The following is a 19679-nucleotide window of genomic DNA, read 5'->3' as shown; positions in this document are numbered from 1 at the left end:
GTCAGCTCACCTTCCCCGGCCCGGACTGCGGGTAGATCATCACGTCGGAGCGGTGCAGCTCGTCGCCCCGGGCCACCTCCCAGGCGGCGTTGCCGTACGCCTCGAAGGAGAGCCGCAGCTTCCCCGGGCCCCGGTAGTCGTGGTAGCGCATCGCACCGGACGGGTCGAGGCCCGTGCTGCCGGTGGCGGTGAACCGCGCGTGCCCGGCCTCCTTGCTGACGTACCGGTGGCCGTCGAGGTCGATGCTCGGCGCGCCCGGGGTGATGGTGAGCGCCGGATCGGTCGTCCAGAGCACCATGATCACGTCGGGGTCCTCCTCGACGGAGAGCCAGAGCTGGCCGCCGGCCGCGTCGTCGAGCAGGTGCTCCGACCAGGTCCAGCTGCCCTCCCTGAGCAGCACGGAGCCGCGCACCCCGTACGACGTGCCGCGGATCTCGACGATGTCGCCGGGGCTCAGCCGGCGCGGGTCGCCCCGCAGCGCGTCGGCGTCGCGGTCCCGGAACGGGTCCACCGGGCCGGGCCGCCCGCCCGTGCGCCTACGGGAACGTTGCATCGCCACCACGGCGACGACGACACCGGCCACCGCGATGAGGCAGCCCGCCGCCGTCACCAGATACGCCACCGAACCGTTCAACCCGATCGCCTCCCCCAGTCGCGTCGGCGGAGACGGTAACAACCCCGCGCACGTGGCGAAACCCGAGCGGAGTTGAGTAATGACTCAGTTACGAACCGCCCTCAGGCCGGTTGAGCTGCGTGTTCGCGTACTCGCCCAGCTTGGTCCGGCCCATGATGCAGCCGGCGAAGGTGACGAACTCGGCCTCGGAGCCGCGCAGCGCCTCCCAGGCGGCACGGGCGGCGGCCGGGTCGACCCGCCCCAGCAGGGTCGCCGCGTACGCCCGGCCGGCCGGCGAGCCGTGCGCCAGCAGCCAGTCGACCTTCCGCCGGGCCCGCTCCGGGTGCGCGTCGAGCTGCCGCTCGACCTCGAAGTACGCCTCGGTCTCCGGCAGCACCGTGCCGGCGAAGCCGACCCCGCCGAAGGCGAGGGTGTCGGTGCCCGCCAGCTCCCGCACGGCCGCGTCGAGCCGCTCGACCATCCCAACCCCCTTGAGTATGGAAGGGCCCCCTGTCGACGCAAAGCGTTGCACAGGGGGCCCCTATCGGCATCCGGGCCGGCGGGTCAGGCCGCGGCGACCGTCAGCCCGTCCTTGCCGTCGGCCAGGTCGACCTGGACCGTGTCGCCGTCGCGGATCGCGCCGGAGAGCAGCGCCCGGGCGAGCTGGTCGCCGATGGCCGACTGCACCAGCCGGCGCAGCGGGCGGGCACCGTAGATCGGGTCGTACCCGTGCTCGGCGAGCCACCCCCGGGCGGCCTCGCTGACGTCCAGCGTCAGCCGGCGGTCGGCGAGTCGCTTCCGCATCCGGTCGAGCTGGATGTCGACGATGGCCCGCAGGTCGTCGCCCAGCAGCGCGGCGAAGACCACGATGTCGTCGAGCCGGTTGAGGAACTCCGGCTTGAAGTGCGACCGGACCACCGCGAGGACGCCCTCCCGGCGCTGCTCCTCGGCCAGCGTCAGGTCGCTGATCACCGACGACCCGAGGTTGGAGGTGAGGATCAGGATCGCGTTGCGGAAGTCCACCGTGCGGCCCTGGCCGTCGGTGAGCCGGCCGTCGTCGAGCACCTGGAGCAGCACGTCGAAGACGTCCGGGTGGGCCTTCTCGACCTCGTCGAGCAGGATCACCGAGTACGGCCGGCGGCGCACCGCCTCGGTGAGCTGGCCGCCCTCCTCGTAGCCGACGTAGCCGGGCGGGGCACCGACGAGCCGGGCGACGGAGTGCTTCTCGCCGTACTCGCTCATGTCGATGCGGACCATGGCCCGCTCGTCGTCGAAGAGGAACTCGGCGAGCGCCTTGGCCAGCTCGGTCTTGCCGACGCCGGTCGGACCGAGGAAGAGGAAGCTGCCGGTGGGGCGGTCCGGGTCGGCGACGCCGGCCCGGGCGCGGCGCACCGCGTCGGAGACGGCCGAGACGGCCTCGGCCTGGCCGACCACGCGCGCGCCCAGCGACTCCTCCATCCGCAGCAGCTTGGCGGTCTCGCCTTCGAGGAGCCGGCCGGCGGGGATGCCCGTCCAGGAGGCGACCACGGCGGCGATGTCGTCCGCGCCGACCTCCTCCTTGAGCATCGCGCCGTCGGCCTGGAGCCGGGCCAGCTCCTCCTCGGCCTTGGCCAGGTCGGCCTTGAGGGCGGGGATGCGCCCGTAGCGCAGCTCGGCGGCCCGCTCCAGCTCGCCGTCGCGCTCGGCCCGCTCGGCCTCGCCGCCGAGCCGCTCCAGCTCCTCCTTGGCGGTGGAGAGCTTGGTGATGTGGCTCTTCTCCGTCTGCCAGCGCTCGGAGAGGGCGGTGAGCTGCTCGCGCTTGTCGGCCAGCTCCTTGCGCAGCCGGTCGAGGCGCTCGGCGGAGGCGGCGTCGGGCTCCTTGGCCAGCGCCATCTCCTCGATCTCCAGCCGGCGCACGGCCCGCTCGATCTCGTCGACCTCGACCGGCCGGGAGTCGATCTCCATGCGTAGCCGGGACGCGGACTCGTCGACCAGGTCGATCGCCTTGTCCGGCAGGAACCGGTCGGTGATGTAGCGGTCGGAGAGGGCGGCGGCGGCGACCAGCGCGGCGTCGGTGATGCGTACGCCGTGGTGCACCTCGTAGCGCTCCTTGAGCCCGCGCAGGATGCCGATGGTGTCCTCGATGGTCGGCTCGCCGACCAGCACCGGCTGGAAGCGGCGCTCCAGGGCCGGGTCCTTCTCGATGTGCTCGCGGTATTCGTCGAGGGTGGTCGCGCCGACCATCCGCAGCTCGCCGCGCGCGAGCATCGGCTTGAGCATGTTGCCGGCGTCCATCGAGCCCTCGCCCTTGCCCGCGCCGACGACGGTGTGCAGCTCGTCGAGGAAGGTGATGACCTGGCCGTTGGAGTTCTTGATCTCCTCCAGCACGGACTTGAGGCGCTCCTCGAACTGGCCCCGGTATTGCGCGCCGGCCACCATCGCGCCGAGGTCGAGCGAGACCAGCTTCTTGTCGCGCAGCGACTCGGGCACGTCGCCGGCCACGATCCGCTGGGCGAGGCCCTCGACGATCGCGGTCTTGCCGACGCCGGGCTCGCCGATCAGCACCGGGTTGTTCTTGGTACGCCGGGACAGCACCTGGATGACCCGGCGGATCTCGGAGTCCCGGCCGATCACGGGGTCGATCTTGCCGTCGCGGGCGCTGGCGGTCAGGTCGACGCCGTACTTGGCCAGGGCCTGGTAGGTCTGCTCCGGGTCGGCGGTGGTGACCCGGCGGTCCCCGCCCCGGACGGTCGGGAACGCGGCGACCAGGCTCTCCTCGGTCGCGCCGGCGTTGCGCAGCGCAGTGGCGACCGCGCCGCCCACCCGGGCCAGGCCGGCGAGCAGGTGCTCGGTCGAGGTGTACTCGTCGCCGAGCGGCCGGGCGATCTGCTCGGCGGCGCCGATGGCGTTGACGAACTCGCGGGCCAGCGTGGGCTCGGCGATGCTGGAGCCCCGGGCGGCCGGCAGGGCGGCGACGGCGCGCTGGGCGGCCCGGCGCAGCTCGGCGGGGTCGGCCCCGGCGGCGCGCAGCAGGCCGGCGGCGGTCGACCCCTCGGTGTCCAGCAGCGACAGCAGCAGGTGCCAGGGCTCCACGGTGGCGTGACCGCGCTGGTTCGCCAGCGCGACGGCACCGGTGATGGTCTCGCGGCTCTTGGTGGTGAGACGTTCCGTGTTCATGGGCTCCCCCGGATCGGCGTGTCCACTAGGAAGGACACAACCAGAGTTGAGCCTATTCCGCTCAACCTTGCGACTGTGACCTGCGTCACTCACGACTCCGGCCGGGCGGCGGGCGCTGGGGCGGCGCGGCCGGTCAGGCCGGGGCCAGCACCACGCGCACCCAGCGGCGGTTGCCGACCGGCCCGGTGGCCAGCAGCACCTCGTCGGGGGCGCGGCCCACCAGCGTGCCGTCGGCCAGCAGGGTCAGGTGGTGCTTGGGGGCGACCGGCCAGTCGAGCCGTTCGTACCGGCCGTCGGCCACCACGCCCGCGCCGTCCGGGCCGTTGACGGCGAACCGGCCGGTGGTCAGCGGCACCACGGAATCCGCCCGCGCGGGATGCCCCGCGGCGGGCACCGCCACCCACCGGCCCAGATACCGCCAGAGCGCCGGGAAGCCGCTCCGGTCCGGCGGCCAGCCGACCAGCCGCGCCTCACCGTCCGGCCCGACCATCGGCCGCAGCACCCCGACCTCGCCGTCGGGCACCGGCACCGGGGTCCGCTGCCAGGTGCTCCCCCGGTCCGTCGAGACCGCCGCGTACGGCTTCCCGCCGTCGACGCCGGCCACCACCAGCAGGCCGCGGGCCTCGACGACGCCGTGCGGCACCGGCACGGGCGGCTGGGCGGGCAGCGGCGTCGCGCGCAGTCCCGCCCAGCGGACCACCCGGCCGGCGCCCTCCTCGATCTGGAACCGGCCCTGGGCGGCCCGCCAGGCGACGGGCTCCTGCTCGCCCGTGGTGTGCGCGAACGTGCGCCCGCCGTCGGTGGAGGTGTACCGGCCGTGCGGCTCGGCGAGCAGCATCAGCACGCCCGGGGCGACGTAGAGCTGCTGATTCTCGGCGACCGGGCGGGGATGGGTGAGCCGCCGCCAGGACCGGCCGCCGTCGACCGTGGCGTAGAGCACCGCGGGGCAGCCCCGCTCCGCAGGGCAGCTGGAGAAGAGGGCGTACGCCTGCTCGGCGGTGACGAACTCGACGTACGGGTGGTCGTACCCCTTGCCGACCGGGACCCGGACGTCGCGCAACTCGACGGCGGGGGCCGGGGGCGACGGCGTCGGCTCGATCGCGGTCGGTCGGGGCGACGGCGCGGTGCGGTCCGGCGGCGGGCGACGGACGTCGCCGATCGAGCAGCCGGTCAGCAGGGGCGCGAGCAGCAGCGCGACCATTCTGCGGCCGAACCGACGAGTCATCGGCCTACCCCCCAACCGGTAGCCTGACGCCGTGCGAGTACGTGTCGAACAGACTGCCCTACCCGGGATCGGAATGCGTCACGACCTGTTGACGGAATCCGGACGCCGGCTCGGTGTGGTTTCCCACCGCAATGGCCGCCGCGACCTTGTCCTCTATGACCCCGATGATCCCGATTCCTGCCAGCACGACATACCGCTGACAGACGACGAGGCGGAGGCGCTCGCGGACATCCTCGGCGCGTCGCTGATGCTCGGCCAACTCTCCGGGCTGCGCGAGCAGGCGGCCGGGCTGCTCACCGAGCAGATCGCCATCCCCGCCGGCTCCAAGTACGTCCACCGGCGGCTCGGCGACACGAAGGCCCGCACCCGGACCAGCGCCTCGATCGTCGCGGTGCTGCGCCAGGGCGAGGTGATCGTCTCGCCCGACCCGGCCTTCCGCTTCGACGCCGGTGACGTGGTGGTCGTGGTCGGCACCCGCAAGGGGCTCGACGGCGTGACCGCCATCCTCGCCGACAGCGACCCGGACGGCTGAGGCGCGGATGCACGAGGAAACCACAATATTGCTCATCGAGGTCGGTGCGCTGCTGTTCCTGCTCGGGCTGCTGGGGCGGCTCGGGCGGCGGATCGGCCTCTCCCCCATTCCCCTCTACCTCCTCGCCGGGCTCGTCTTCGGCCACGGCGGCGTGCTGCCGCTGACCGCCAGCGAGGAGTTCTTCGCCGTCGGCGCGGAGATCGGCGTGATCCTGCTGCTGGTCATGCTCGGCCTGGAATACTCGGCGGGCGAACTGGTCGGCAACCTGCGCTCGGCGGCCCCCGCCGGCCTGATCGACGGCGTGTTCAACGCGCTGCCCGGCGCGGCCTTCGCCTTCCTGCTCGGCTGGGACTGGGTGGCCGCGATCGTGCTGGCCGGCATCACCTGGGTCTCCTCCTCCGGCGTGATCGCCAAGGTGCTGGCCGACCTGGGCCGGCTCGGTAACCGGGAGACCCCGGTGGTCCTGTCGGTGCTGGTCATCGAGGACCTGGCGATGGCGCTCTACCTGCCGCTGCTCACCGCCGTGCTGGCCGGCACCGGCCTGCTCGGCGGCGGCATCGCGCTCGGCGTCGCCGTCGGCACCGTCGTGCTGGTGCTGGTGGTGGCAATCCGGTACGGCCACCTGATCTCCTCCGCCCTGTCGGCGAAGGACCCGGAGGCGCTGCTGCTCGGCGTGCTCGGGCTCACCCTGCTGGTCGCCGGCATCGCGGCGAAGCTCCAGGTGTCGGCGGCGGTCGGCGCGTTCCTCGTCGGCATCGCGCTGTCCGGCCCCGTGGCGCACCACGCCACCGAGATGCTCTCCCCGCTGCGGGACCTGTTCGCCGCGGTGTTCTTCGTCTTCTTCGGCCTGGTCACCGACCCCCGGGACATCCCGCCCGTGCTGCTGCCGGCGCTCGCGCTGGCCGTGGTCACGATGGGGACGAAGACGCTGACCGGATACCTGGCCGCCCGACGGGTGGGGATCAAGGAACCCGGCCGGTGGCGGGCCGGGCTGGCCCTGGTGCCGCGCGGCGAGTTCTCCATCGTCATCGCCGGGCTCGCCGTGGCCGCCGGCAGCGTCGAGCCGAAGCTGGCGGCGTTGGCCACCGCGTACGTGCTGATCACGGTGGTGACCGGGCCGATGCTGGCACGGCTGCCCGACTTCGCCTGGTTCAAGGTGTGGCTGCGCCAACGGGCCGTCGCCCAACGCGCCGAGCCGCTGGTCACCACCGACTGATTCGGCACTCAGTTTCGCCCGCCGGGGCGGGGTCGGCCGTACGGCCGGCCCCGCCCCGCGTCCATCGGATGCCGAATTGTGCTGGGAGCCCCTTCCCCCTGGTCGGCGGACCGGGTTACCGTTTCGCCCCAGCAGCAAGGGTCCGTGGGAGGCCGTCCGGTCGCCCTCGGGCGCGAGCGGAAGGTTGGCCGGTGAGCGTGCAGGACTCGACGTTCCACGGCTTCGCCAACCCCGTCGACCCGTCCCCGGCGGAGTTGCGGGCGTGGGCGTACCACCCCGACTCGGTGCCGTTGACGTCGATGCCGCCGGACTGGGACCTGCTGGTCTCAGGGGACCACCTGGTGCAGACCCTCTTCGAGTTGGCGATGGACCCGGCCTGCCCGGCCCGCCGGTTCGCGCTGCACTGCCTCTACATCTACGCCGCCGACGGCATCCGGACGAACTTCCGTGCCCACCCGAAGCGCCGCTTCCGCAAGCTGGTCGAGCAGTCGGAGCGGACCGGCGACGAGATGATGCGGACGTGGGCGCACAACAGCCGGGTGCTGCTGGCACGCCCCCACCTGTTCGACTACCGGGACTGGTGCGAGGGCGGCCTGGTCCGCGAGAACCGCCGCATCGGCTGACGCCGCGGCCGCCTCAGGCGGCCGATCCGCCGTGCCCCTCGCCGCGCGTGTCCTGCCCGCCGCGCGCGTCCCGCGCACCCTGCCCGGAGCGCCGGTCGGCCTGCCCGGAGCCCTGATCGGCCCGGCCCCGGTCGGCACCGTCGCCCCGGTCGGCGAACCGGCCCTCCCGGACCTTGTCCGTGAACCGACCCTCGGTGATCTTGTCGAACCGCTGCCGGGCGGACCTGGCGACCCGGTCGAGCCGCTCCTCCGCCTGCTGCGCCACCTTCTTGGCCTGTTCCGACATGGCTCCCCCTCGCCAGCGCGGTGGGCCCGGATCGTGCGGGCCGGCCTGATTCGCAGGTTAGTGGAGCCGGCCCGGCCCGCGCCGGGGTTCCGGGAAGCGGACCGGGCCGACGATGCTCCGGCGGGGTGAGCGGCGGGTCAGCGGTCGCGCCGGGGACGCCAGACCACCAGGGCGGTGGAGGTGCGGTTGGTCGGCACCAGGTCGCTGCCCGGGAACCGGGCGAGGGACTCCAGCTCCGCCACCCGCCGGTACGCGGCGTCCAGCTCGGCCTCCAGCCGCGCGATCCGCTGCTGGGCCTGCTCCAGCAGGCGTTCCAGGCCGATGATCCGCTTGACCCCGGCGAGGTTGACCCCCTCGTCCTGGCTGAGCCGCTGCACCTCGCGCAGCAGCACCACGTCCCGGACGCTGTAGCGGCGCCCGCCGCCGGCCGCCCGGCCGGCCTGCACCAGGCCGAGCCGGTCGTACTGGCGCAGGGTCTGGGGGTGCATCCCCGCCATCCGCGCCGCGACCGAGATCATCAGCACCTTGGCCTCGTAGGCAGGGTCACCCGAGCCGACGTGCTCTCCCGCCATCGCCGCTCACCTCCGCACACACTCCAGCAGGCTCAACTGAACCGACGCACCCGGGCGTCGAGATGTTCCCGGGCGGCCGGCGGGGTCTGCTCGGCGAACGCCTCCAGCGCCGCCCGCGCCTCGTCGGACACCCCGGCCGGAACCACCACGTCGAGGGTGACCAGGAGGTCACCGGCCTTTCCGTCGCGGCGTACCACGCCCTTGCCCCGGGCGCGCAGCACCCGGCCGCTCGGCGTGCCCGGCGGGACCCGCAGGGTCACCGTGCCGTCGAGCGTGGGCACCCGCAGGTCCGTGCCGAGCACGGCCTCCGGGAAGGTGATCGGCACGGTCAGGGTCAGGTCGTCCCCGGTACGCCCGAACAACTCGTCCGGCCGCACCTTCACGTGTACGTACAGGTCGCCGGCCGGGCCGCCGCGCTCGCCCGGCTCGCCGCGCCCGTTCAGCCGGATCCGCTGGCCGTCGGCCACCCCGGCGGGGAAGCGGACGTTCAGCGTGCGGGTCTTGGTGACCCCGCCGGTGCCGTGGCACTCCGGGCACTTCTCCTCGACGACCGTCCCCACGCCCTGGCAGTTGCGGCACGGCTCGGAGAAGCTGAACGACCCCTGGTTGCGGTTGGTCACCCCGGCACCGTGGCAGACCTGGCAGGTCACCGGCGAGGTGCCCGGCTTCGCCCCGCTGCCGGCACACGTGTCGCAGATCCCCGGCGCGCGCAGGGTCAGCGGGAGGGTGACCCCGCGTACCGCGTCGCCGAAGTCGAGCGCCACCTCGGTCTCGATGTCCCGGCCCTTCGCCGGGCCGCGCGCGCGGGCCGGGCCGCCGGCACCGCCGCCGCCGGAGAAGATCGAGCTGAACAGGTCCTGGAAGCCGGCCCCGCCGAAGCGTCGGTCACCGCCGCCCGCCGCGCCGCCGAACAGGTCGGACACGTCGAACGGCTGCCCGCCGGGGCCGCCCGGACCCCGGGCGTTGCGCCGGAACTGACCCGAGCCGAACAGCGAGCGCATCTCGTCGTACTCGCGGCGCTTGGCCTCGTCGCCGAGCACCGCGTACGCCTCGGAGACGGCCTTGAACCGCTCCTCGGCACCGGAGTCGCCCGGGTTGTGGTCCGGGTGCGACTCCCGGGCCAGTTTCCGGTACGACTTCTTGATCTCGTCCGAGGAGGCGGACTTCTGCACGCCCAGCGTGGCGTAGTAGTCCTTCTCGATCCAGTCCTTGGTACTCACCGGTCCACCCCCTTCCACGGGACGTACCCCGGACGTCCCGCCCGCCCGGTGCGGGCGGGCGGGACGACACGGGTCGGCACTACTCCGGGTCGGCGACCGCGACCATGGCCGGCCGCAGCAGCCGCTCGCCGAGCTGGTAGCCCCGGCGCATGACCTGCACGCAGGTCGGCTCGGTCACGTCGGCGGAGGTCTGATGGGCCACCGCCTCGTGCCGGGTCGGATCGAACGGGTCGCCCTGCTCGCCGAACGCCGACAGGCCGAACTTGCCCAGCGCGGTGGTGAGCTGCTCGGCGACCGTGCCGAACGGGCCCACCAGGTCGCCGTGCTCGCGGGCGCGGTCCAGGTCGTCGAGGATCGGCAGCAGTGCGGCGAGCACCGAACCGGTCGCCTGCTCCTGGACGAGGCTGCGGTCCCGGTCCACCCGCTTGCGGTAGTTGGCGTACTCCGCCGTCACCCGTTGCAGGTCGCGGGTCCGCTCGTCCAGCTCGGCCCGCAGCGCCTCCAGCTCGGCGCCGAGCGGGGCCGCGGCGGGCGGCGCGCCGCCCTCGACCGGCTGGGCCGGGGCGTCGACGACGGGCGGCCCGTCCACCGACGCGGCCTCGACCTCGATCTCGTCGACCACGATCTCGGCGTCCTCGACCAGGCCCTCCGCCGGGGTGTCCGCCCCGGCGTCGGCCGCGGCGGGCACCTCGGACTTACTGATCTTGCGATTGTCACGGATGACGACCCGCGGCTGCTCACCGGCGGACTGCCCGGCGGTCGCGGAGCCACCCGGCGTCGACCCGGACTCCACCGGGTCGGCGGCTCGTGGCTTCTCCGTCATGCGGCTACCTCATCCCTTGGCCGTCGATACGTGTCCGAGGCGGATCGTCACTTCTTGTCCTCGTCCACGATCTCCGCGTCGACCACGTCGTCGGCGCCGCCGGCCTTGGCGCCACCGGTCGCGCCGGCACCCGGGCCGGCCGCCCCCGGCTGCTCGCCCTGCTCGGCCTGCTGGGACGCGTAGAGCAGCGAGCCGGCCTGCTGGGAGACCTGCGCGAGCTTCTCGTGGGCCGCCTTGATCTTGTCGATGTCCTGGCCGCCGAGCGCGCCGCGCAGCTCGCCGAGCGCCTCGTTGAGCTGCTCCCGGTTCTCGCCCGGCAGCTTGTCGCCGCTCTCGGCGAGGAACTTCTCGGTCTGCCACTGGAGCGCCTCGGCGACGTTGCGGGTCTCCGCCTCCTCGCGGCGGCGCTTGTCGTCGTCGGCGTGCTCCTCGGCGTCGCGGCGCATCCGCTCGATGTCTTCCTTCGGCAGCGAGGAGCCGCCGGTGATCGTCATCTTCTGCTCCTTGCCGGTGCCCAGGTCCTTCGCGTGCACGTTCACGATGCCGTTGGCGTCGATGTCGAACGTGACCTCGATCTGCGGCACGCCGCGCGGCGCGGGCGGGAGGCCGGTCAGCTCGAAGGTGCCGAGCTTCTTGTTGTAGGCCGCGATCTCCCGCTCGCCCTGGAACACCTGGATCAGCACCGACGGCTGGTTGTCGTCGGCCGTGGTGAAGACCTCGGAGCGCTTGGTCGGGATGGTGGTGTTGCGCTCGATGAGCTTGGTGAAGATGCCGCCCTTGGTCTCGATGCCCAGGCTCAGCGGGGTCACGTCGAGCAGCAGGACGTCCTTGACCTCGCCCTTGAGCACGCCGGCCTGCAGGGCCGCGCCGACGGCGACGACCTCGTCGGGGTTGACGCCCTTGTTCGGGTCACGGCCGGTGAGCTGCTTGACCAGGTCGGTGACGGCCGGCATCCGGGTGGAGCCGCCGACGAGGATGACGTGGTCGACGTCGGCGACCTTGATCCCGGCGTCCTTGACGGCCTGCTCGAACGGGCCCTTGCAGCGGTCCAGCAGGTCCTGCGTCATCCGCTGGAACTCGGCGCGGCTGAGCGTCACGTCCAGGTGCAGCGGGCCGGCGGAACCGGCCGTGATGTACGGCAGGTTGATGTTGGTGGTGGTGGCCGCCGACAGCTCGATCTTGGCCTTCTCGGCCGCCTCGCGCAGCCGCTGGAGGGCCATCTTGTCCTGGGCCAGGTCGATGCCGTGCTCGCCCCGGAAGGTCTTCACCAGGTGGTCGATGATCCGCTGGTCCCAGTCGTCGCCGCCGAGCTGGTTGTCGCCGCTGGTCGACTTGACCTCGACGACGCCCTCGGCCAGCTCCAGCAGCGACACGTCGAAGGTGCCGCCGCCGAGGTCGAAGACCAGGACGGTCTGCTCCTTGGAGCCCTTGTCCAGCCCGTACGCCAGGGCCGCCGCGGTCGGCTCGTTCACGATCCGCAGCACGTTGAAGCCGGCGATCTCGCCGGCCTCCTTGGTGGCCTGACGCTGGCCGTCGTTGAAGTAGGCCGGGACGGTGATCACCGCGTCGGTGATCTGCTCGCCCAGGTACGCCTCGGCGTCCCGCTTGAGCTTCATCAGCGTCCGGGCCGAGATCTCCTGCGGGGTGTACTTCTTGCCGTCGATGTCGACGGTCCAGTTGGTGCCGATCTCCCGCTTGACCGACCGGATGGTCCGGTCCGGGTTCGTCACCGCCTGGCGCTTGGCGACCTCGCCGACGAGGACCTCCCCGTTGCGGGCGAACGCGACGATCGACGGGGTCGTCCGCGAGCCCTCAGCGTTCGCGATAACGGTGGGCTCACCGCCCTCGAGAACGCTGACGCAGGAGTTCGTCGTGCCGAGGTCGATACCGACCGCACGTGCCATCTTCGCTTCCTCGCTTCTTACGTTGGAGGCTTCTCGCGTCGGAGCAGGTGGCGGGGGTTGTCCCGCCGCTCGCTCGCCACAAGTTGAGTGAACTTGACTCAATAGTGCCACGCGTACGGCGATCGTCAAGTCGAGTTGAGCCGACCCGACGCAACCTCGCGTTCGGGGGAGCCCGGTTGTCTTACCTTGCGTTGGTCGGGCACGCTTTAGCGGTGACGACGCACGGCGATCCCGCCATCGGAACCGGTTCGCCCGCCGTCGCCGCCCGTACCGGCACGGGGGATGCCGGGGAGGACCCGTCCGGCCCTTCCGGGGACGGCCTGCCCGCCGCGCTCACCGCCCTGCGGGCCGCGATCGGCGCGGCCCGGTTTCCGCTCGCCCTGCCCTCGGCCGAGGCCGCCCGACAGATCGGCGCGAGCCTCACCGCGCAGCTCGACGACTATCTCCTGCCCCGGCTCGCCCGGCTCGACGCGCCGCTGCTCGTGGTCGTCGGCGGCTCCACCGGGGCCGGCAAGTCGACGCTCGTCAACAGCCTCGTCCAGGCCCGGGTCAGCGCCGCCGGGGTGCTCCGGCCGACCACCCGCTCGCCGGTGCTCGTCTGCAACCCCGCCGACTCCGGCTGGTTCCGCCAGGGCGAGCTGCTGCCCGGCCTCACCCGCACCAACGAGCCGAGCGAGGATCCGGGCACCCTCCAGCTCGTCACCGCCCCGGCGCTCCCCGCCGGGCTGGCCTTCCTCGACGCCCCCGACATCGACTCCGTGGTCGACGCCAACCGCGCGCTCGCCGGCCAGCTCCTCGCCGCCGCCGACCTCTGGCTCTTCGTCACCACCGCCGCCCGCTACGCCGACGCGGTCCCCTGGGAGCTGCTGCACACCGCCCGGGCCCGGGGGGTGGTGATCGCCATGGTGCTCGACCGGGTCCCGGCGGAGGCCACCGACGAGGTCGCCGCCCACCTGGCCGAGATGCTCGCCGAGCAGGGCCTCGGCGCGGCACCCCTGTTCGTCCTCCCGGAGACCTGGGTCGACGGCCAGGGCCTGCTGCCCGACAAGGTCACCGACCCGTTGGGGAGCTGGTTCTCCCGGCTCGCCGCCGACGCCGGGGCGCGCGCCGCCGTCGTCCGGCAGACCCTCGACGGCGCGCTGGCCGCGCTGGTCCCGGCCGTCGCGGGCCTGGCCGACGCCGCCGACGAGCAGGGGGCCGCCGCCGACGCCCTCGACGACCGGGTCGTCGCCGCCTACCAGGGGGCCGAACGCGTCGTGGAGCAGGGGCTGCGCGACGGCCGGCTGCTGCGCGGCGAGGTGCTCGCCCGCTGGCAGGATTTCGTCGGCACCGGCGAGTTCTTCCGCACCCTTGAGGCGCGGATCGGCCGGCTGCGGGACCGGCTCCTGGCGGCGGTGACCGGCCGGCCCGCCCCCGCCACCGAGCTGCGCGACGCCATCGAGTCGCAGCTCGTCACGCTGCTGCGCGGGGTCGCCGCCGAGGCGGCCGAGAACGCCTACACCGGGTGGCGGGCACACCCCGCCGGGGCGGCCCTGCTCGAACCGCCGCTCGCCCACCCGGGCACCGACTTCCCCGACCGCGCCGAACGCCTGGTCCGCGACTGGCAGCGCGGGGTGCTGGAGCTGGTCCGGTCCGAGGGCGCCGACCGGCGGTTCGTCGCCCGCACCGCCGCGTACGCGGTCAACGCCACCGGGCTGGCCGTGATGATCGCCGTGTTCGCCTCGACCGCGTTCATCCCGACCGGGCTGGAGGTCGCCACGGGGGCCGGCACCACGGTCGCCGGGCAGGCCGTACTCCAGGCGATCTTCGGCGACCAGGCCGTGCGTACGCTGGCCGCGAAGGCCCGGGGCGACCTGCTCGCGCGGGTCCGCGAGCTGCTCGACGCCGAAGCCACCCGGTTCCTGTCCCGCACCGCGACCGCCCGGCCGGCGGCGGACGCCGGAGAAGCCCTGCGGACGGCGGCCGAGCGGGTCGAGCAGGCCCGGCACCGCAGCGGCCTCGTGGCGGCCGGCGCGGCGGCCCTGCCCCCGGCCCTGGCCCCGGAAGGCGGAGCGCGGTGACCCCGAACCTCGTCGGCCGGGTGCGCGAGGCGCTGCGCGGCGACCAGCGGGTCGACCCGGACGCGCTGATCGCCCGCCTGGCGGCCGTCCGGCGGTTCCTCGAAGCGGCAGACGGCCAGCTCCCGGACACCCAGCTCGTGCCCGCGCACACCCTCGTCGAACGGGCCGGCACGCGGCTCGCGCTCTCCCGCGACCACACCGTCGTCGCCCTCGCCGGTGCCACCGGCAGCGGCAAGTCGAGCCTGTTCAACGCGCTCGCCCGGTTCGAGTTGTCCCCGGTCGGGGTGCGCCGCCCCACCACCGGCGTGGCGCACGCCTGCGTCTGGGGCCCGCTCGACGGCGCGACCCGGCTGCTCGACTGGACCGGCGTGCTGCCCCGGCACCGGTTCGTCCGGGAGAGCGCGCTCGACGGCGATGACGAGTCGGCCCTGCACGGGCTCGTCCTGCTCGACCTGCCCGACTTCGACTCGGTGCAGCGGTCGCACCGGCTGGAGGTCGACCGGCTGCTCGGCCTGGTCGACCTGGTGATCTGGGTCGTCGACCCGCAGAAGTACGCCGACCGGGTGGTCCACACCAGCTACCTGCGCGAGTTCCACCGGCACCGGGACGTGACGCTGGTCGTGCTCAACCAGGCCGACCGGCTCCCCCCGGCCGAGCTGCCCCGCGTCCTGGCCGACCTGCGCCGGCTCCTCGACGCCGACGAGCTGGGCGGGGTGCCGCTGCTGGCCACCACCGCCGTCGACCCGAACGGGATCACCGAGCTGCGGGCGACGCTGGAGCGCACCGTCGCCGAGCGGCAGGCCGCCCTGCGCCGCCTCGCCGGCGACGTCGACACGGTCGTCGCCGGGCTGGAGGAACTGGTCGCCACCGAACCCCCGACCGACGTGCCGGACACCGGGCCCTCCTCGGGGCTGACCCGGGCGCTGGCCGGCGCGGCCGGAGTGCCGGCGGTGGCGGAGGCGGTCGAGGGGGCCTACCGGCACCGGGCCGCCGCGAGCACCGGCTGGCCGCTGGTGCGCGGCTGGCGGCGGCTGCGTCCCGACCCGCTACGCCGACTGCACCTGCCCGGCCCGCCCACCGGCGGCGACGCCGTCGACCCGGCGGAGAGCCCGGTCGCCGCGACCTCCGTACCCGATCCGAGCGCAACGCAGCGCTCGGCGCTGGGGCTGGCCGTGCGGGCGGTGGCCGACCGCGCCGGCACCGACCTGCCCGACCCGTGGGCGACCGCCGTGACCACAGCCGCCCGGTCCCGGCTCGGCGACCTCCCGGACGCCCTGGACCGCGCGGTGGCGCAGACCGACCTCGGGCTGGACCGCCGGCCCGCCTGGTGGCGGATCGTCGGCGGGATGCAGTGGCTGGTCACCCTCGCGGCCGTGGCCGGCCTCGGCTGGCTCGCGCTCGGCTACGCGCTGCGCGCGCTCGGCCTGCCCGCCCTGGACTATCCGCGGGTCGGCGAGGCACCGCTGCCCACCGTGCTGCTGCTCGGCGGCCTGCTCGCCGGGCTGCTGGTGGCCGCGTCGACCAGGCCGGTGGTGCGGTGGGCTGCCCGCCGGGCGCGCGGCCGGGCCGAGAAGCGGCTCACCCTCGCCGTCGGCGCGGTCGGGCAGGAGCACGTGGTGGAGCCGGTGCGGGCGGTGCTGGCCCGCCACGGGCAGGCATGGCAGGCGCTGCGGGACGCCGCCCGCCGCTGACGACCGGCGTCTTTCTTCGCTGTTCGGGGACCGTCGGCGGGCGTAGGGTCGACGCATGGCCACGCCTCAGACCCCCTACGACGCGGTGCTGCACGCCGCACGCGACGTGACCAGGCTCGACACCGCCCTCGATGCCGAGATGCTCGGCGCGGCGCTGCTCGGCAGCGTCTACTCGGTCGCGGAGACCGACCGGGAGGCGGCCGTCCGGGAGTTCGTCACGGGCTTCCTCGCCGCCACCTCCCGCCGCCGCACGGCTGCGGCGAGGACCATCCGCTCCGTCTTCGCCGCCCTGGTGCCCGACGCCGAGGGCGCGGCGAAGGTCAACCCCGGCACCCAGGCCCCGGCCTGGTCCGCGCACCTCGGGCGGGTGCACCTCACCGGCACCTGGAGCTACGGCGACGTGTACGGCGACCAGACCTCCTACCTGGCCACGTTCGCCTACGACGACGCGGCCGGCGGCCCTGAGCACGCGCTGGTGGCCCTGGTCGACCACAACATCGGCATCACCAAGGACGTCTTCGTGGGCGGCCCGGCGGGACGCATCGTCGAGCAGGTCCGGGAGATGGTCGACGGCGACGAGCTGACGTGGTTCCGGGAGGAGGATCCGGCCCGGATGCACGGCGAGGTCGGCCGGCACCTGGCCGTCACCGACGACCTGGGCGAGCTGCCCGCCGAAGGGTCCCTCGCCACCGACCGGGCGCTGGCCGGCGCCCGGCTGGCGCTGCTGCCCCCGCCGGCCGCCGGGGCCACCCGGGACGCCGAGCCCCTCTCCGGCGACCAGCGCACGGAGCTGGTCCGGGCGTTCCTCGCCTCGCCCGAGGCCGCCCGCTACGACCTCGACCCGTCCGACGACGCGGGGCTGGCCTCGCTGCACTTCTGCCTCAGCCTGCTGCTCGACCACGCAGCGAGCTTCCCCGACGCCGACGCGCTGCGCTGGAGCCCCACGGTCGCCGAGCTGTTCCTGCTCGACTGGGTGCACCGGCGGGCCGTGCTCGACATGGACGACGCCGCGATGCTGCCCCGGGTGCTGCGCGGCTGGGCGGCCTACGCGGCCCGGCGCAAGGGGCTGCCGCAGGCGGCGGCGGAGCGCACCGACACGGCCGTCGAGGAGATGATCCCCGAGTTCGCCCGCCTCTACTCCACCGGCGAGCGCCGCAGCCCCGCCACGGCGGCGGTGGCCCAGCTGATGGCCGACGGGGTGGACCCGGACGACCCGGCCGCCCTCGACGCCTGGATCGAGGCGAACCGGCACCGGCTCGCCGACGACGGGGCCTGACCGCACGCGGCCGGGCGCCCTCCACTGGACCCGGTCCGCTCGGGCCTCGCCCGGTGGGCGGGCCGGGCCGGCGCGCGCTCAGCCGGTTGGTCCTGGGCGCTCGGCGGGCGCTCAGCCGGGCTGGCGGGCGGTCGGACAGCGGGCGCTCGGCCGGTCAGCTCGGGGCGCTCGCAGCGTGGGCGGGCCCGGCCGGGTCGCCGGGCGGGCCGCTCACGTCAGCGCACCGTAGACGGCTCCGGCCACCAGCCCGCCGACCGTCCCACCGACCAGCACCTGGGGCAGGGTGTGGGCCCGCAACCGCACCCGCGACCAGCCGGCCAGCACCGGCACGGGCACGGCGGCCAACAGCGGGGCGCCGAAGGTGAGCACCAGCACCACCACCGCGCCGGCGGCCACGGCCGTGTGTATCGACATCTTCCACCAGTGGCTCACGGTCACCGCCACCACGAGCCCCACCACGCCGGCCGCCACCAGCGCCAGCAGCGGGCGGGGGGCACCGAACGCGGCGAGCAGGGCCCAGCCGACCGCCGCCGAGGCGAGTCCGAAGAGCAGCGGCGTCCGGCGCTGTTCCCGCACACCGACGTGGTGGTCGGTGAGTCGCCCGCGGCGTACCCCGCCGACGATGTACGCGAACGGAATCCCGCTGGCGAAGACGGTGGCAAGCAGCCCCCAGGCCAGCCCGTGCGCGCCCCCGTTCCCGCCGAACCAGCCGACCAGCATGGTCAACACGGTCACCAGGACGGCGGGCGCGGTCAGCTCGGTGACCAGGCGGGCGGCGCGCAGCCCCGGGCCGGGCGTGACAGGGAGGCGCTCCTGTCCCGTCGGGGGGCGATCCGGTCTGCTCAGCCCTGTCGCTCCCCGCCGTGCGGCCCCGGCCGCCGCCCGCCGGCCTGCGGCCTCGGCCGCCACTCGCCACCGTGCGGCCCTGGTTGCCACTCGCCACCGTGCGGCCCTGGCTGCCACTCGCCGACCTGCCGCCTCGGCCGCCGCTCGCCGCCGTGTGGCCTGGGCCGGGAGTCCGGGCCATGGTCACGCTCGATCCGGGAAGTAGTGGCATCGGTCGCGCCACGAGGCCACTGCTTCCCGGATCGAGCGTGATCTCGACGAGTGCCGGGTTGGCCGGCGGTGACCGGCCTCACCGGATGGCGGGTGCGCGGTCGTCGCCCACGGCGGGCCCGACGGGAGAACCGGTGGTGGGCCGGGGCGGTACGGCCGGAGTCTGCGGCGTCGGGCTGGGGTGGCTGGTCGTGGTGGCCGCCGGGCGGCGGTGTGTGGGCGGGCCGGGCACCGCCGTCGGCACGGCCGGGGACAGCCTCGGCACGGCGGGTGCCGCCGGGGACACCGCAGGAGCGGTCGGGAACACCGGGGGAGCGACCCGGGGCGCGGTGGGAGCGGTCGTCGTCGGGTCGGGGCCGGCGGTGGGCTCCGCGCTCGCGGTCGGCTCGGTGCCCGACGACGGGCTCGGCACCTGGGCCGAGGCGGAGAGGGTAGCCGTCGGCTCGGTCGAAGGCGTCGGCGAGGTCGGAGGCATGGGTTCCCCGGTCGGCGCCGGGGCCGGGGAGGGGTGCGGCGTCGGGGTGGGGGTCGGGGTCACGGTGGGCGGCGGGGGCAGGGTCGGCACCCGGGGCGGCGGGCGGTGGACCGCCTCGGGGTCCGACCGGTCGGAAGCGGCCGGCACGATCGGCGCGGGCGCGGGCGGCGGGAGGTTCGGACCGGGCAGCTCGGGCTGCGGCACCGCGGCCGTGCCCGGCGGGGTCGAGGGGGCGGCCGCGGGTTGGCCGGTCGCCGGCACGATCACCGGCCCGACGGAACGCGTGGGGATGAACGGGGTGCTGCTGTCGGGGAGTGCGGTGCTGCCCACGGTGGCCGACCCGGTGCTGATGGCGGCGAGGATCGGCATGGAGGCGGTGCCGGCGAGCAGGGCGACCGTGAAGAGGTACCCGCGCCCGGGGCCACCGGAGCCGGGGGCACGGTGCGCCCCGACGACCCGACGGTAGCTGCCCCCGGCCGCACGGTGCCGGCCGAGCAGCGGCACGGTTGGACCCTCACCTGGCTGGGACACGCGCACTCCTCGTCCGTCGTCGATCATCGATGCGGGACGGGCGACCCCCAGGGATCAAAACGGGCATAAACCCATGAAACGCCCGACCGGCATCATCAGCTTGACTCAGTGACGGCCAGTTCACCAGGAGCCACCGCGTGTCGACACACAAATTGTCCGGCCCGCCCCGGTCACTCACGATCCTCCGGGGACAGAGGGCCCTACCAGCCACAAACCCGACAGCGCCCGGAATCCGGGGCGGGCGTACTGTGGGCGCGCTCACCTCCTCTGCCATCATTTGGGGCACGACGGCAACGCAGCCGCGACCTCCGCGCACCCTGCGGCAGGCGCGGTACGACGCCGGCGCTCCCGAACCGGGTTCGCACGGAATCCGGCTCACGCCGCGCGGCAACCCTCACCGGGGCTAGGCGCGGCCGCCAG

17 protein-coding genes are annotated in these 19679 nt (G+C 74.5%); 6 read left to right on the top strand and 11 right to left on the bottom strand.

What is annotated here, in order from left to right:
* Window position 1: 1 nt before the first annotated feature.
* From TK50_RS02225 to TK50_RS02210, 4 genes are all read right to left on the bottom strand, one after another.
* Window positions 2-634, bottom strand: coding sequence for a DUF4178 domain-containing protein (locus tag TK50_RS02225; protein WP_043961144.1), 633 nt, complete (start codon window positions 632-634; stop codon window positions 2-4).
* Window positions 635-722: 88 nt separating this feature from the next.
* Window positions 723-1094: a hypothetical protein gene (locus TK50_RS02220; RefSeq protein WP_043961143.1), complete on the bottom strand. Its 372-nt coding sequence runs from the start codon at window positions 1092-1094 to the stop codon at window positions 723-725.
* An 83-nt stretch (window positions 1095-1177) separates the two neighbouring features.
* Window positions 1178-3769, bottom strand: a complete 2592-nt coding sequence (gene clpB, locus TK50_RS02215) for an ATP-dependent chaperone ClpB (RefSeq protein ID WP_043961142.1) — start codon at window positions 3767-3769, stop codon at window positions 1178-1180.
* Between the two features lie 133 nt (window positions 3770-3902).
* Window positions 3903-4994 (bottom strand): hypothetical protein, encoded by a 1092-nt coding sequence (locus TK50_RS02210; RefSeq protein WP_144420132.1) that lies wholly within the window; start codon window positions 4992-4994, stop codon window positions 3903-3905.
* A gap of 31 nt (window positions 4995-5025) precedes the next feature.
* Here TK50_RS02210 and TK50_RS02205 point away from each other — a divergent pair, with 31 nt between their 5' ends.
* The 3 genes from TK50_RS02205 (at window position 5026) to TK50_RS02195 (ending at window position 7365) form a co-directional block, all read left to right on the top strand.
* The gene (locus TK50_RS02205) at window positions 5026-5526 is read left to right on the top strand and encodes a cation:proton antiporter regulatory subunit (protein ID WP_043961139.1); all 501 of its coding nucleotides are present in this window, start codon (window positions 5026-5028) and stop codon (window positions 5524-5526) included.
* A gap of 7 nt (window positions 5527-5533) precedes the next feature.
* A complete protein-coding gene (locus TK50_RS02200) occupies window positions 5534-6742 on the top strand; it encodes a cation:proton antiporter (protein WP_043961138.1) in 1209 nt (402 codons plus the stop codon).
* A 191-nt stretch (window positions 6743-6933) separates the two neighbouring features.
* Window positions 6934-7365 (top strand): hypothetical protein, encoded by a 432-nt coding sequence (locus tag TK50_RS02195; RefSeq protein ID WP_043961136.1) that lies wholly within the window; start codon window positions 6934-6936, stop codon window positions 7363-7365.
* A gap of 13 nt (window positions 7366-7378) precedes the next feature.
* Here TK50_RS02195 and TK50_RS02190 read toward each other — a convergent pair whose 3' ends face one another.
* From TK50_RS02190 to dnaK, 5 genes are all read right to left on the bottom strand, one after another.
* Window positions 7379-7651, bottom strand: coding sequence for a hypothetical protein (locus TK50_RS02190; RefSeq protein ID WP_043961134.1), 273 nt, complete (start codon window positions 7649-7651; stop codon window positions 7379-7381).
* Window positions 7652-7788: 137 nt separating this feature from the next.
* Window positions 7789-8223 (bottom strand): heat shock protein transcriptional repressor HspR, encoded by a 435-nt coding sequence (locus tag TK50_RS02185; RefSeq protein ID WP_043961133.1) that lies wholly within the window; start codon window positions 8221-8223, stop codon window positions 7789-7791.
* 32 nt (window positions 8224-8255) lie between these two features.
* Complete coding sequence (dnaJ, locus tag TK50_RS02180; RefSeq protein WP_043961132.1) at window positions 8256-9443, bottom strand: molecular chaperone DnaJ; 1188 nt, start codon at window positions 9441-9443, stop codon at window positions 8256-8258.
* A gap of 79 nt (window positions 9444-9522) precedes the next feature.
* Window positions 9523-10266 (bottom strand): nucleotide exchange factor GrpE, encoded by a 744-nt coding sequence (gene grpE / locus TK50_RS02175; protein WP_043961131.1) that lies wholly within the window; start codon window positions 10264-10266, stop codon window positions 9523-9525.
* Between the two features lie 47 nt (window positions 10267-10313).
* Window positions 10314-12170 (bottom strand): molecular chaperone DnaK, encoded by a 1857-nt coding sequence (dnaK, locus tag TK50_RS02170; RefSeq protein WP_043961130.1) that lies wholly within the window; start codon window positions 12168-12170, stop codon window positions 10314-10316.
* A 212-nt stretch (window positions 12171-12382) separates the two neighbouring features.
* Between dnaK and TK50_RS02165 the strand changes: the two genes are divergently transcribed.
* Genes TK50_RS02165 through TK50_RS02155 form a run of 3 tightly spaced genes read left to right on the top strand, consistent with a single transcriptional unit; the run spans window position 12383 to window position 17197 of the window.
* On the top strand, window positions 12383-14230 hold the full coding sequence (locus TK50_RS02165) for a GTPase domain-containing protein (RefSeq protein ID WP_043961129.1): 1848 nt from the start codon (window positions 12383-12385) through the stop codon (window positions 14228-14230).
* Window positions 14227-15921 (top strand): GTPase, encoded by a 1695-nt coding sequence (locus tag TK50_RS02160; RefSeq protein ID WP_043961128.1) that lies wholly within the window; start codon window positions 14227-14229, stop codon window positions 15919-15921. The genes TK50_RS02165 and TK50_RS02160 overlap by 4 nt, the downstream gene beginning before the upstream one ends.
* 55 nt (window positions 15922-15976) lie before the next feature.
* Complete coding sequence (locus TK50_RS02155) at window positions 15977-17197, top strand: hypothetical protein (protein ID WP_043961127.1); 1221 nt, start codon at window positions 15977-15979, stop codon at window positions 17195-17197.
* 210 nt (window positions 17198-17407) lie between these two features.
* Here the strand turns inward: TK50_RS02155 and TK50_RS02150 are convergent, their stop codons facing one another.
* Entirely contained in the window at window positions 17408-17932 is a 525-nt protein-coding gene (locus TK50_RS02150) for a phosphatase PAP2 family protein (RefSeq protein WP_241773904.1), read from the bottom strand.
* A 400-nt stretch (window positions 17933-18332) separates the two neighbouring features.
* Window positions 18333-19259 (bottom strand): hypothetical protein, encoded by a 927-nt coding sequence (locus tag TK50_RS02145; RefSeq protein WP_144420131.1) that lies wholly within the window; start codon window positions 19257-19259, stop codon window positions 18333-18335.
* Window positions 19260-19679 lie beyond the last annotated feature (420 nt).

Source organism: Micromonospora haikouensis (assembly GCF_000876225.1).
Classification (GTDB): domain Bacteria; phylum Actinomycetota; class Actinomycetes; order Mycobacteriales; family Micromonosporaceae; genus Micromonospora; species Micromonospora haikouensis.
This window is presented reverse-complemented; position numbering and strand designations above follow the sequence as displayed.